This is a genomic window from Bacteroides sp. ET336, assembly GCF_024733815.1.
Classification (GTDB): domain Bacteria; phylum Bacteroidota; class Bacteroidia; order Bacteroidales; family Bacteroidaceae; genus Phocaeicola; species Phocaeicola cellulolyticus.
In genome coordinates this window covers 66,360-80,638 of sequence record NZ_JANRHK010000017.1, presented here as the reverse complement: position 1 = coordinate 80,638, position 14,279 = coordinate 66,360, and the positions used below count along the sequence as shown (strand labels likewise).

Annotated in this window: 15 protein-coding genes; all 15 read right to left on the bottom strand. The window is 40.9% G+C overall.

Annotated features, from left to right (window positions below; translation table 11 throughout):
* Window positions 1-56: 56 nt before the first annotated feature.
* Window positions 57-242 (bottom strand): hypothetical protein, encoded by a 186-nt coding sequence (locus tag NW213_RS13665; protein ID WP_154044989.1) that lies wholly within the window; start codon window positions 240-242, stop codon window positions 57-59.
* A 177-nt stretch (window positions 243-419) separates the two neighbouring features.
* Entirely contained in the window at window positions 420-1,190 is a 771-nt protein-coding gene (pstB, locus tag NW213_RS13660; protein WP_154044990.1) for a phosphate ABC transporter ATP-binding protein PstB, read from the bottom strand.
* Window positions 1,178-2,050 (bottom strand): phosphate ABC transporter permease PstA, encoded by an 873-nt coding sequence (gene pstA, locus NW213_RS13655; protein WP_154044991.1) that lies wholly within the window; start codon window positions 2,048-2,050, stop codon window positions 1,178-1,180. Before pstA ends, pstB begins: the two co-directional genes overlap by 13 nt.
* Before the next feature lie 21 nt (window positions 2,051-2,071).
* The gene (gene pstC / locus NW213_RS13650; protein ID WP_154044992.1) at window positions 2,072-2,929 is read right to left on the bottom strand and encodes a phosphate ABC transporter permease subunit PstC; all 858 of its coding nucleotides are present in this window, start codon (window positions 2,927-2,929) and stop codon (window positions 2,072-2,074) included.
* An 89-nt stretch (window positions 2,930-3,018) separates the two neighbouring features.
* Window positions 3,019-4,068 (bottom strand): phosphate ABC transporter substrate-binding protein PstS, encoded by a 1,050-nt coding sequence (gene pstS, locus NW213_RS13645; protein ID WP_204508848.1) that lies wholly within the window; start codon window positions 4,066-4,068, stop codon window positions 3,019-3,021.
* Window positions 4,069-4,140: 72 nt separating this feature from the next.
* A complete protein-coding gene (locus NW213_RS13640) occupies window positions 4,141-5,145 on the bottom strand; it encodes a hypothetical protein (RefSeq protein ID WP_258323112.1) in 1,005 nt (334 codons plus the stop codon).
* 319 nt (window positions 5,146-5,464) lie between these two features.
* Window positions 5,465-7,366 carry a heparinase II/III-family protein gene (locus tag NW213_RS13635; protein ID WP_258323114.1) on the bottom strand — a complete coding sequence of 634 codons (1,902 nt, stop codon included), beginning with the start codon at window positions 7,364-7,366 and terminating at the stop codon, window positions 5,465-5,467.
* A 146-nt stretch (window positions 7,367-7,512) separates the two neighbouring features.
* Window positions 7,513-8,805, bottom strand: coding sequence for a tyrosine--tRNA ligase (tyrS, locus tag NW213_RS13630; protein WP_204446737.1), 1,293 nt, complete (start codon window positions 8,803-8,805; stop codon window positions 7,513-7,515).
* 102 nt (window positions 8,806-8,907) lie between these two features.
* A complete protein-coding gene (locus NW213_RS13625; RefSeq protein ID WP_258323111.1) occupies window positions 8,908-9,486 on the bottom strand; it encodes a TatD family hydrolase in 579 nt (192 codons plus the stop codon).
* 83 nt (window positions 9,487-9,569) lie between these two features.
* On the bottom strand, window positions 9,570-9,800 hold the full coding sequence (gene yidD / locus NW213_RS13620) for a membrane protein insertion efficiency factor YidD (RefSeq protein WP_262912060.1): 231 nt from the start codon (window positions 9,798-9,800) through the stop codon (window positions 9,570-9,572).
* 3 nt (window positions 9,801-9,803) lie between these two features.
* Entirely contained in the window at window positions 9,804-10,199 is a 396-nt protein-coding gene (gene rnpA / locus NW213_RS13615) for a ribonuclease P protein component (protein ID WP_258323110.1), read from the bottom strand.
* Between the two features lie 105 nt (window positions 10,200-10,304).
* Window positions 10,305-11,051 (bottom strand): uroporphyrinogen-III synthase, encoded by a 747-nt coding sequence (locus NW213_RS13610; protein ID WP_258323109.1) that lies wholly within the window; start codon window positions 11,049-11,051, stop codon window positions 10,305-10,307.
* 4 nt (window positions 11,052-11,055) lie between these two features.
* A complete protein-coding gene (locus NW213_RS13605; protein WP_258323108.1) occupies window positions 11,056-11,838 on the bottom strand; it encodes a DUF4271 domain-containing protein in 783 nt (260 codons plus the stop codon).
* Window positions 11,839-11,859: 21 nt separating this feature from the next.
* On the bottom strand, window positions 11,860-12,447 hold the full coding sequence (locus NW213_RS13600; protein WP_258323107.1) for a TIGR00730 family Rossman fold protein: 588 nt from the start codon (window positions 12,445-12,447) through the stop codon (window positions 11,860-11,862).
* Window positions 12,448-12,577: 130 nt separating this feature from the next.
* Entirely contained in the window at window positions 12,578-13,870 is a 1,293-nt protein-coding gene (gene metK, locus NW213_RS13595; protein ID WP_235339843.1) for a methionine adenosyltransferase, read from the bottom strand.
* Between the last annotated feature and the right edge of the window lie 409 nt (window positions 13,871-14,279).

Here is a 14,279-nt window from a genome sequence, read left to right as displayed (position 1 = left end):
CTGACGATCATTTTATATAAAAAGCGCAATTAACATAGTTGCGCTTTTTTATTTATTTAAAACACAGATGTGTCATAACTTCTGCCTTGAAGGAATGAGTTTACTTCTGCATCGGCACCATTAACGTCTTCGTTGTTACTTGAATTTAATATTGAACTTTCAACATATAGCTCATATATCTCACATTCAGGTTTTAAGTACACTTGTTTTTCATCAATGATTGAATCTTCTTTTTTTAACATGGTTCTAAAGTTATTATATTATTAATATTTTTCTTTATAATAACTCTTTTGTAATATAAATAGTCCATTATGATTTGCTTTAATTTTATATTTGTACTAGGAATTATAGAATGAAAAAGGACCGTTATCCCTGCAATGCCGGGAAACAGTCCTTTTCCTACTACAACATAAATATTATTATCCCATTTTACCTGTCAGGTATGCACGAGTACGTTCATCATTAGGATTGGTAAACATCTTCTGTGTTTCATCGTATTCAATCAGTTCGCCAAGGAACATGAACATTGAGCGGTCTGATATACGTTTAGCCTGCGACATATTGTGTGTCACGATAAGGATAGTCACTTCCTTCTTCAGTTCTATAAGAAGCTCCTCGATGTGTTTTGTAGCGATAGGGTCAAGAGCAGAAGTAGGCTCGTCCATAAGCAGAATGTCCGGTTGCAATGCCAGTGAACGTGCGATGCACAGACGTTGCTGCTGACCTCCCGAAAGGAAAGTACCACGTTTTGTGAGTGAGTCTTTCACTTCGTCCCAAAGCATTACGTTGCGGAGGTTGCGTTCCACTATCTCGTCTTTCTTGCTCTTAGGAAGTTTTATACCGTTAAGTATATATCCTGCAAGTACGTTATCGTAGATGTTCATTGTAGGGAACGGATTAGGACGCTGGAACACCATACCGATGCGGCGGCGTTCTTCTGTAGGGTCCATTTCGAGAACATTTTCACCGTTCAGCAAAATCTTGCCTGTAACGTTGATATTCTTGTAAAGCTCGTGCATACGGTTTACTGCACGCAGCAATGTACTCTTACCGCAGCCTGAAGGTCCCATGATGGCTGTGATGGTATTTTTCTCAACATCGGCACTTACATTCTTTACTGCAAGTATATTTCCTGTATATGATATTGATACGTTCTGTATTTGAAGGATAGGATCTTTTATATTTTCCATTTCTTTGCAATTCTTTTAGCTAATAAGTTTAAACATAATACGAAGGTGAGCAGGAACAACGATGCTCCCCAGATGAGGCTTTGGAGGTTAGGGTCGTTGAAGAATTCCCAGATAAGCAATGGTACTGCCGACATCGGGCGTGCCATATTCCAGCTTATTGCTGCGCCTCCAAGTGCTGTAAACATGAGTGGTGCTGTTTCGCCGACCACACGCGAGATGGCAAGCAGGATACCTGTGAATATACTTCCGAATGCCGATGGAACCATGACCTGAAGCATTACTCTCCAGTAGCTTCCCCCAAGTGCAAGACCTGCTTCCTTGAGTGTTTCCGGAAGAATTTTCATTGTCTCTTCTGTGGAACGGATGATGAGTGGAAGCATCATGATGAACAGTGCAACACTTCCGGCAAATGCCGAATATCCTTTCATCGGAACTACAACCCATATATATGTGATAATACCTATGATAATTGAAGGTGTACCCTGAAGAAGGTCGGTAAGATAACTTACTATTGTTGCAAACCAGTTGCCTCTGTATTCCGAAAGGCAGATACCGCAGAATATTCCTACAGGAATGGCTACTATCGCGGCAAGGAACAGCATAAGGAAAGTTCCCACTATACCGTTGGCTATACCTCCCGGTATTGTTTCGCCTGCTTCCATTGCCTGCATTGCCTTATAAGCGTTCGGTGTGGCTTCTGTGATAAATGACCATCCCAACTGTTCCCAACCTTTTATGAACACTTCTCCGAGGATGGCAAGCAACGGTATCGCTGTCAGACCGGAAAGTATGCATACGGTCCAGAACAGGAGTCCGTTCTTGAATTTTCGTATCTGTAGTTTATTGTCTTTTACTATCATATTCTTCTGATTGATGAATTGTTATACGTGCTGGGCGCGACGTATCAATATCTTTCCTATCATGTTTATTATTGCTGTAATGAGGAACAAAAGCAATCCGATTGCGATGAGTGATGAAAGTTTCAATCCGTCAGCTTCACCAAACTGGTTGGCAATGATACTTGCCATGGTGTTTCCTGTAGTTCTCAGTGTCTCAGGCATCTGGTTTGTGTTACCGATAAGCATTGTCACTGTCATGGTTTCACCTAATGCGCGTCCGATGGCAAGGATATATGCCGAGAATATACCTGAACCTGCCATAGGGAATACTACTCTGCGGATTACTTCGGCACGTGTGGCTCCCATTGCGTATGCTCCTTCTTTCAGGTCGGAAGGAACCATCTTGATGAACTCTGCACTCAGTGATGCAGCGTACGGTACAATCATTATGGCCAGTACGAATGCAGCTGTAAGAATACCTGAGCCCTGCGGAGAAAGGTTAAGATGCATAAATACACTACGAAGGGCATAGAATCCCCATAGACCATATATGATAGACGGGATACCTGCAAGCAAATCTACTACGGTACTCAATATGGTTGCTATTTTCTTTCCTTTGAAATATTCGCCGGTAAATAGTGCTACAGGAAGCGAGAATGGAATACACATGAGCAGTGCAAGAAGTGTGGTGAGAAGTGTACCTGTTATGAACGGCAGCGCACCGTATTTCTCTTTTCCGGCTGTAGTTACCCAATCGTCAGAGAAAATGAAATTCCAGAAACCGAATTCCTTGAATGCTCCTGAAGCATCATTCACCAAAGAGAATACAATTCCAACACCGATAACCGGTATTATTATTGCCGATATTATGAGTAATGCCCTGAATATCTTGTCTTGCATGTTGATTTGTTTTTTAGTTAGGCTTTAATAAGTTTACAAAGTTGGCATGGCATATTGCCTTGCCAACTTGTTTTCAAAACTTAATTATTTTATTTTAGGATAGCCTGTCCGTCGAAAGTAACTTCTTTCAAGTTCTGGAGGCTCTTTTCGATTGCGCTCTGTGGCAGTGGAGCGTAGTGTACAGTTTCAGTAGTTTTCTGAACATCAGCACTCAACATGTACTGAAGCATGTCAAGAGTAGCTTTAGCCTGTTCGATCGTACGGTCTGAATAGTTCTGTTCTTTGTAGATAATCAACCAAGTGAAACAGCTGATAGGATATGCACCTGCAGCGTCAGCATTTGTGATTGAGCAGCGAGTATCTTGTGGAATTTCGCCTGCAGCTGCTGCAGAAATACTTTCTGTAGATGGAGTAACCAGTTCGCCGCGTACATTCATAACGCTTGCGTATGGTATTTTCTGTGCGAAAGCATATTCAGAACCGATATAACCGATTGAGTATGGAGTCTGGCGGATGATACCTGCTACACCCGGGTTACCTTTGGCAGCCTGACCAACTTTGAAATCAACAGTCTTACCGCTGCCGAAGTTGTTTTTCCAGTCTTCGCTTACTTTGCTCAAATAGTCAGTGAATACGAAAGTTGTACCACTACCGTCTGAACGGTATGCAGGGATAATATCCTTTTCAGGGAGTTTTGTGTCAGGGTTCAATTTCTGAAGACGTTCGTCGTTCCATTTTGTGATTTTACCGGCGAAGATGTCAGCTATTACATCACCTGAAAGGTTCAAGGCTGTAACTTCAGGAAGGTTGTATGCCAATACCACGGCACCCATACAAGTCGGGATGTGTACCACCGGTTTCATTTCGCTCATTTCCTTGTCTGAAAGGAATGCGTCGCTACCTGCAAAGTCTACGATACCGTCTTTAAGGTTACGGACACCGCCGCCACTGCCGATACCTCCGTATGATACTTTATTGTTGCCTGTTGTTCCGTAAGAGTCGAATGACATAGTGTAGAAAGGAAGTGGGAATGTTGCTCCGGCACCTGTAAGTTCTACTCCGTTTGATTTCTGTCCGCCGCAAGAAGAAACTATTGCTGCAAACACACCTGCAATGAGTGATAAATAAATCTTTTTCATACCTTAAAAATTAATATTCTGTTGTTTTATAGTTGTTTAATTATTGTTCGGACACTGTCCGAATATTTCTTATTAGAGAGCGAATGAAGCGTTTAAGTATGTGTATGTAAGGTTCTTCGTTCCGTCTGCCTTAGGTGCCCATATTCTGAAGTTAGGAGATAGCTTTACATATTTGCCCAACTTGAATTCTACACCAGCCATACCGGCCATTCCGTCTTTAGCGCTGTCCCATGAGTCTTTTGATGTGAGATAGTCCCAGCGTCCGTATATGTTGATTTTCTTTGTAAGGTTTATTGTTGTGTAAACAGAAGCACCACTCTTGTCGTTGCCATTGGCAAACTTGGTGTTCTTCATCCAGTTGTATTCTGCTCCAAGAGAGAATGCAGAGTTTTTATATCCTGCAAAGAATGCGAGGTTTGTAGTTCCTTTTACATCGTCTTTGTTCTGTGCTGCATCTTTTATGCTCTGTCCGGCTTCGTTGTATGAACCGTATGCACGTACCATAAATCCTTTTACCGGAGTGAGTGTCAAGCCGGCACCGTACTGGAGACCGTCGTCCACCTGTACTTTTTTGTAGCCTTCACCATTTGCTACTATTACGTCGGCAGAAAAAATATCGCAAAATTTGTATGCTGCAGATACAGCGAGGTCGGCGCTGCTACCGAATTTATATTCATCCTGGAATGATTTCATAACGTAGCGTTTGCCCCAGAAATCTTCCTGAGTCTTGAACTGTGTGGTGCTTATCAAACCTCCGTTCAATGTCAGTCCTTCGTGTTTCCATGAAACCATTGCGTTTTTGATAAAGCCTACTCTCTGTATGTCGTCAACGTCGTCTGACTGGTCGAAGTCCATAACCGCCTTTATCAAGAGATTGTGAGGTAATTTATACTGGTAGCCAATGTAGGCTCTGTCCAAATTAAAACCTCTGTCGTTGTTCACAGTTCCGAATCCTGAATGCAAATCAGAATAGATAGTAATGATTGCACTTCCTTTTTTCTCTTCTTTCTTTTCCTTTGCAAATGTCAGTGTTGGTATTGCAAGTGTCAACATCACACTTAGTAAAATCTTTTTCATGTTTATAGCTTGCTTAATTTTCACGACGCAAAAATGACTGTTTGGTGTTACAAACATGTTACAATTGCTTAACATTAATATTAATCTGGTTTTATCTTCTGAATGTATATATCTAATAATTAGTTTATTAAACACAAATGTAGCATATGTTACAAAAATGTTACATGAAATATGGCTTTATTTCTAATATGTATATAATGAGAAAAGGGCAAATATCCATAGAATAATTGGTGATTTTACCAATATAGGATATTTGCCCTTTTTATCGGAATGTATATTTGCAAACATTTTTAAAACAGTTTGCAAACATCGTTCAATACTACTTTATAATGAACTTGTAGTTTCCCTCAAGTTTCTTTTGTGTGTCAATTAATACGATACGGTATATCTGCTTTCCCCATACGTTTGAGAGTCGTGTATCAGGAAGTTCTATAGTCTCAAGCGTAGCCTTGAAGTTTGTAGGATATTCCAGGGTGGCATGTTCGTCGCCCACTTTTATACTTATTTCACCGGCTTTGCTTATATCAATATCTCCCCAAACGAGGAAGTTCACCTGATTGGCAGCCTTGGTTTCTTTCAGTGAGAACTTGTCGGTTATCACAAGACGTTTGTTTTCTAATTTATATGAACGAGTCCAGCTGTTTACCGCTGCTTCTTCAGGGTATGCTGTAGAAATATCGGCAGAGAAGAAACGCTGTTTTTCCTTGCATACTACATTTGTTGCCTTGTATTCCTGTCCGAAACGCTGTGGAACACCGTTTATCATAGGCAGATTGTGGTAGTTGCTCTGCATAGTCCAGATGGAGTATCTCTCGCTACTGAATGTCTGTCGTGTGTATGTTCCTACTCCTGCATCTATTAGCATAGGAGTATTATTGATGTAGAGTGAGAATGTTCCTGCATCGTTATGATTATGGCTCTCGTTGTTGAAACCTCCCTTTGTGGCAAGGAACCATCCTGAGTTGTTTGTCAGATAGCAGAATTCCGTTTCCGGATACCATGTACATGCAGGAACGTTATGTGCAGGTTTAGTCTGCTCCAGTTCCTTATTCAGTAATACACATTGTAATGTACGGAAAGCATCATTGCCAAGAGGAATTGTAGGACGTTTGCCCTTGAGCAGATATGCTGCGAACTGCATCATCTCTTCGCTTCCCACTGCACGTCCGTAGCGGTAAATCAATGGAGCATCGCCGCCACCTTTTGCCGAAGCGTCAGCAAAGTTTACTACCCAACCGTCGCCAACGTACGAACGGCTGATATATTCTCCCATACGGCGTATCATAGGATTATTGAACAGGGATACTTTTCCGTTAGTACCGTCGGAGAGTATCTGGAGATAGTCATACATCTTTCCTGCAGCATGTCCCCAGTATGAAGTGCCTTCCTCGCATGCGCCGTCTGATTTCACGAAATTGATGAATTTATCAACAGACTGCATTGTACGCCATACCGCATCGGTAAGTTTGTCGCGGTCATTTTCAAGAAGGAGATAGCACTGAAGTACATTAGAGTTACACCAAGGATTCCAGTTGTTTATGATTTCTCCAGGTTTCCAGTAGAAAGCCATCCACCATTCGCGGTCGTTTTCCATGTAAGGGTCAAGAATACGTTCCTGAAGCTCATGGCGCAGACGAAGTGATATAACAGGATCAGCCTTGTCGAATGTATCGTGGAAGAAATAATATACCCATGCCAGTATAGAACCGTAGTTACCGGAACCAAGGTCGATGATTTGCTCGCGCCAGTCAGGCATTGAGCGCTTTGTGCTTTGTCTTGGCAGGTGTGCCGACAGAACCCATGAAGTCATTTCACAGCTGAAGAATACACCGTTTATAAGTTGGTCGATAAAACGTCCTTTTCCTTCGGCAAGTTCGGCCATCATAAGTACGTTTATGGCTTTGCGGTTTGCTTCGTATGGATTTTGCATGATGTTTCTTTCTCCGCTACGTTCGTATTCCAGATAGTCAGTAGCACGTATTACCTGCCATTTGTAGTCAAGCATCTTTTCTCCGGCTTTGATAAGTGTCTGTCGGTCTTCATCATTAAGCAGAGAGTTCCAACCTTCACGGTCGGAGTATGCCGGATATGGCACCCAGGCACCGTTCATTACCAAAGCTTCCTTTAGCTGTTCTTTGGTTACAGAGTTTTGCAGCAGATTTCTTTCGGTATATGCAAACATAGCTGTCGTGAATAGCAACATACAGCATATAGTCCACATACGAAGTAAAGAGTGATTCTTCATTGTTGATAAAATTAATTAGGTTATAGTATTTGATGCAAAGATAACAAATTAGGGTATAAATAAAAATAAAGACCGCAGAAACGGATGCTTCTGCAGTCTTTAAATGAGGTAGATAATGTTTTTTATTTTGCTATTATAAGATAATAGTTCTTCTTTCCACGCTGTACGAGAAGATATTTACCGTCAAGCAGATCTTCACTTGTGATAGTCTGGTCGAATGCAGCAAGTTTCTCTTTGTTCAAAGAAACACCACCGCCCTGTACCATCTTTCTCATTTCGCCTTTTGAAGGGAAGATGTTTGTCTTTTCAGCAAACAGGTCAACAGCCTTTATTCCGGCTTCGATCTCTGATTTGGCAACTTCGAACTGTGGAACACCTTCGAATACAGAAAGAAGAGTATCTTCGTCAAGTTTCTTCAGAGCTTCTGAAGTTGCATTGCCGAACAGGATTCCTGATGCTTCAACAGCTGCATTGTAGTCTTCTTCAGAGTGAACCATGATAGTAACTTCCTTGGCAAGACGTTTCTGAAGAACGCGCAAGTGAGGAGCTGCCTCATGTTCAGCTATCAGGCTGTCGATTTCTTCTTTTGATATTGAAGTGAAAATCTTGATATATTTCTTAGCGTCTTCATCGCTAACGTTGAGCCAGAACTGATAGAATTTATATGGAGATGTATATCGAGGATCCAACCATATATTTCCTGATTCTGTCTTACCGAACTTACCACCGTCGGCTTTTGTTATAAGCGGACATGTAAGTGCGTAAACCTCACCACCGTTTGTACGGCGAATCAGTTCGGCACCTGTGGTGATGTTACCCCACTGGTCGGAACCACCCAACTGAAGTTTACAGTTCTTGGTTTCATACAGATGCAGGAAGTCATATCCTTGCAACAACTGATAAGTAAATTCTGTGAATGAAAGTCCGTCGCGTGCTTCCCCATTAAGACGTTTCTGTACAGAATCTTTTGCCATCATGTAGTTTACGGTGATGTGCTTTCCTACTGTACGTGCGAAGTCGAGGAATGAGAAGTCTTTCATCCAGTCATAGTTGTTTACCAGTTCTGCCTTGTTTGGGGCGTCCGATTCGAAATCGAGGAATTTGCCCAACTGCTTCTTGATACACTCCTGATTATGGCGCAATGTCTCTTCATCCAGCAGGTTACGTTCCTGTGATTTTCCGGATGGGTCGCCAATCATACCTGTAGCACCACCTACAAGAGCCAACGGCTTGTGACCGCAGCGCTGGAAATGTCTTAACATCATAACGCCGCATAAGTGACCGATGTGCAAAGAGTCTGCAGTAGGGTCAATACCGAGGTAAGCTGTTACCATTTCTTTTTCAAGTAGTTCTTCTGTGCCTGGCATCATGGTGTGTACCATTCCGCGCCATCTTAATTCTTCTACAAAGTTCATCGAATGAAATTCTTAGTTTAACATATAAAATTTTTGGTTTAACTTCGTTTACCGTTAGTTGTTGATGGCAAAATTACGACACTTTATCTGAATAACCAATTTTTATCTATTAAAAAAGAGACGTTTAGCATTTTCTGATGCGATGTCCTGTATTTTATCGCTCGGAATGTCAAGCGTTTCTGCTGCACTTCTGATTATTTCTGTGATGTTTCCTGTGTACTCGTCAGTTTCAAACAGAAGTTTGTCAAGAGGTGTTATTTTTATCGATTCGGTGTTGTATAACTTTCCGAAAGACAAATAGAATCCATTGTTTATATATTGTAATGCCTGTTCAGGTTTTCCACGGAACCCGTGTATGATCCATGCCTGTTTGGGCTTTATGGATTTTCTTAGTCTTATTATTTCGTTAGATGTCTTTACGGAGTGGATTATGAGTGGAAGTTCAAGTCCTTCCGATAAGGTTATGCAGTTGCAGAATGCTTCATACTGCAGATTCATATCTGAATTGCACAGTTTGTCTATTCCGCATTCACCTATAGCAATTACGCGTTTGTCGTTTATTGCAGTTTGTTTTATCCATTCAGTCTGTTCTTCTATGTCATTTTTTGTGACATACCACGGATGGATACCAATCGAAATATGTTTTGCCGATATGAAATCTACGGTATCCTTATCTTTCATGCAGAAACTGTTTATTTTATATTCATGCATGTCTGGAACGGTGTGTGAATGGATATCAGTAAGCATGATAGTGGTATATTGGATTAAGGCACCGGATCATATCCTGAACCGCCCCACGGATGGCAGCGGAGAATTCTCCTTATAGTGAGGTACAAACCTTTTACGGGGCCGTGTTTCTTCAGGGCCTCTATAGCGTATTGCGAGCATGTAGGGGTGAACCTGCATGACGGAGGCGTGAATGGCGAAATGCAGTTTCTATATAAATAGACCGGAGCCAGTAGCAGATATGTAAATATCAGTTTTATGATTTTCATCTTTCAGACAAACTTCTCGGTAGCCAGCTGGAGCAGCTTTATTACTTTGCTTTCTATCTCTGTAGAGTCACATAGCTCGTTTCCAAGCCAGATAAAAGCTATTGCGGCTTTCTTGTTCTCCTTTTCCAGAAGATCTTTCAGTATAAATTTGTTTTTCCTGTATGCCTCTCTTATCTGCCTTTTTACACGGTTTCTTTTTACGGCTCTTTTGAATTTCTTTTTCGGTACACTTATCAGAAGTGAAATTGTGGGAAGCGATTCTTCCTCTACAGGCATATAGACTATTCTGAGCGGGAATGCAGGCAGAGACTTGCTTCCGCCTGAAAACAGCTTTTCTATGATTATCTTGCTGTTCAGTCTCTCTTCCTTCTGTAATGTGAATATTTTCTTCTCGCTCATTAATCTTTATTTTATAGTTAAAAAACAAATCGGGAGTTCCGCACCGCAAAGTTAAAAACTTTCCCGATACAAAACTCCCGATTATGGGTGATATTTGTTCTTTTATTACTTATTATGTTCGCGAATGAAAGAATCAAGTGCAGCAGGCATTGATGGAGCTGTTGCAGATGGAGCTTCAAGATCCAGACGCAATCCTGCATCTTTCACAGCTTTTGCTGTTGTAGGTCCGAAGCATCCTATAGCGATATCTTTCTGTTCGAAGTTAGGGAAGTTCTTCATCAGCGACTGTATTCCCGCAGGGCTGAAGAAAACCAACATGTCGTAATCGAAGCTTTCTTCAGGTGTGAAGTCATTGCTTACTGTACGATACATAACGGCTTCTGTATGCTGAATCTTGTTTTTATCAAGCAAGTCTTTTACTTCATCGTTATGAACATCCGACATTGGGATGAAATACTTCTCTGTATTGTGTTTGATAATTGTAGGCAGCAAATCGGCAAATTTTCCACTAGGACCGAAGAATACCTTGCGTTTTCTGTACTGTACATATTTCTGTATATAGAGTGCTATTGTTTCTGATGTACAGAAATACTTCATTGTTTCCGGTATCGTAACACGCAAATCCACACAAAGATTAAAGAAGTGGTCTATTGCATGGCGTGATGTAAACACGATAGCTGTATGGTCCAAAATAGATACTTTCTGCTGTCTGAATTCCTTTGCAGTAAGGCTTTCTACTTTTATAAACGGGCGAAAATCTATCTTCACTCCGTATTTCTCAGCAATGTCAAAATAAGGAGATTTCTCTGTTGTCGGTTTTGGCTGAGAAACAAGAACTTTCTTTATCTTCAATGCTTTAAATTTTTAATATCAATATGCTGTTAATTAATTCTATACCTTTCCACAGAAACAGGTCGGGTATTATTTCGAGGGTGCAAAAGTACAAAATTAAATGTAAAACGCCATGAAAACCACTGAAAAAGTACCTAAAACACTTGTAAAATAACAATATTTTACTTATAAAGATGATAATTAGTATGATTTTCGCAGAAAAATGAAACTCGGAGTCAAGAAATACAATGTAAAGTGCAGTGGGAAAAAGTATTAATCCCAGTGCGGCAATTAAGTTAAAAACATCCTCAATCCATAATTTGTTTTTTTCTTTGTCGAAGAAAATCCAGTTTACGAAAGAGTATATAATCCATTTGATTATCAGATATGAAATTAATACTCCAATGTATATTCCAAGCATCGCAAGATGTTTTGCATTGAAAAAGAAATCCGGCTCGGAATATGAATAGTAATGATAGATAAGCAACCCTCCCATAATACCGGAAACGCCACATAGTAGTACTGTAGGAATGTTGGAAGTAGAGTTATAATTATCGTCAAATATATTGGCTCTGTCGGACGAAGTGGTAAGACAGTTGCGTAGTATTCTGACAATACCTTTTTTTTCGTTCTGCAAGGCTATTACAATGAGTATCAAACCTAACACAATGGCAAGCATGACGTTACTGTCCGATACCAACTTGTAAGGCATTGCCTCACCCTGCATACCTCTGTCTGCCGGTATGTATATTTGCTCGGTTTCAGGTCTTACGCATACGCTGTCGTTGAATAATTTCCACTCATTCATATCTGGTATCTGGATAAATGCTTATATGGCTGCAAATTTACGAAATTCTTTGTTCCACATCGGTATCGTATATAATAAATCTACAGCCTCTTCCGGAGTATTTGCCACTTCCCACAGTTTTACATGTTCCGGTCTCATAAAGTTTTCTTCAATGGCTTTCGCAAGCATATTGAGCAACGGAGTGAAATATCCGTTTATGTTCAGAACTACTATAGGTTTGAGATATAGCCCCAACTGCTTCCATGTGATTATTTCCAGCAGTTCTTCCAATGTGCCGCATCCTCCCGGTAGTGTGATTACTGCATCACTCATTTCGGCCATGAGGCTTTTTCTTTCGTGCATTGTTTCGGTTTCAATGGTCTGTGTCAGTCCCGTATGGTTCCAACCTTGTTCTACCATGAAATGTGGAATAACTCCTGTCACTTTTCCTCCTGCTTCAAGAGCAGAATTTGATACGGCTGCCATTAGTCCCTGACATCCGGCTCCGTTTATTACATTTATATCTTTTTCTGCCAGCAGTTTACCTAATTGTCTTGCCGCTTCGAAATAAGCCTCGTCTATTTTTGTGCTTGATGCGCAATAAACGCATACTGATTTTATATTTTCCAAGTTGTTGATTTTAGTTTTTAGTTATTAGTTGTTAGAAGATAACAGCGAATGACTTTCTAACCTGTCAATACAAAAAATGAAGAATGAAGACACTGTGTGCCCTTCATCCTTCATTTAATATCTTATTGGATTATAGTCCGAAAGCTTCTTTTACTTTGTCAACATAATCCAGTTTTTCCCATGTAAAGAGTTCTACCTCAACAGTCTTGTTGCCTTCGTAAACAGATTCGAATGTTTTTGTAACAACCTTAGGTTCGCGTCCCATGTGTCCGTAAGCAGCTGTTTCGCTGTAGATAGGGTTACGGAGTTTCAGGCGCTGCTCAATAGCTTTAGGTCTCATGTCGAATATCTCGTCAACCTTCTTTGCTATCTCACCGTCAGTCATTTTTACATTGCTTCTGCCGTAAGTGTTTACGTAGATGTTGATAGGTTTCGCAACACCGATTGCATATGATACCTGTACCAAAATCTCATCTGCTACACCAGCTGCTACAAGATTCTTGGCAATGTGGCGTGCTGCATATGCTGCGCTACGGTCAACCTTACTTGGGTCTTTACCTGAGAAAGCACCACCACCGTGAGCACCGGCTCCACCGTATGTGTCAACGATGATCTTACGTCCTGTCAGACCAGTATCGCCGTGAGGACCACCGATAACGAACTTACCAGTAGGGTTTACGTGATACTTGATGTTGTCGTTGAACAGAGCCAATACAGCAGGGTTGTGTATCTCTGCTATCACTCTTGGCATAAGTACTTCGATAACGTCCTTGCGGATTGTAGCAAGCATTTCTTCGTCAGCCTTCAATTGAGCTTCTTTAGAAGAATCAGCAGGAGCAACGAATTCATCGTGCTGTGTAGAAACTACGATAGTGTCTATTCTTACAGGACGGCGGTCGTCATCGTATTCGATAGTAACCTGGCTTTTTGAGTCCGGACGGAGGTATGTCATTACTTTGCCTTCGCGACGGATGTCGGCAAGTACTCTAAGTATCTTGTGAGCAAGGTCGAGCGAAAGAGGCATGTAGTTTTCAGTTTCGTTAGTAGCGTAACCGAACATCATACCCTGGTCGCCTGCACCCTGGTCCATTGGTTCTTCGCGTTCCACTCCGCGGTTGATATCTGCACTCTGTTCGTGAATGGCAGAGAGTACTCCGCATGAGTTTCCTTCAAACATATACTCGCTCTTTGTATAGCCAATCTTGTTGATAACCTCTCTGGCTACACGCTGCAAGTCGATGTACGCATTGGTTTTCACTTCTCCTGCCAGTACCACCTGTCCGGTAGTTACCAATGTTTCGCAAGCTACTTTAGAACTGGGGTCATAAGCCAACAGTTTGTCAAGCACAGCATCCGATATTTGATCGGCTACTTTGTCGGGGTGTCCTTCAGACACAGATTCGGATGTGAATAAATATCCCATTTTACGTCTTAAATTAAAAAATTAGTGATTGTGATTATCCGTGTACGGACAGAGTAGGAATGTTGGAATAAATATATGTGTTTTAGCATTTTTTTCCGTGGTTGCAAGCTACTCAAATCTTTCCACTTTTTATTTTCGCCTGCAAAGATACGCATATTAATTGGAATAATTACAAAATGCATATTATTTTAACATACTTGGCCTAGGAAAGTTATAGATGTGCTGGAAAAAACTTATAAATATGCTGTCGTAACCTATAAATCAAACTTGTGTTTTTATAAACAACACTGTTGTTTATAAAAATCACAGTGATATTTATATAAACAACAGTGTGGTTTATAGATTTATTCAAGATGTTTTAGTTTTTTTGTTTTGTGTTGATATTATAATTTGAGCTGTCGAATAATTT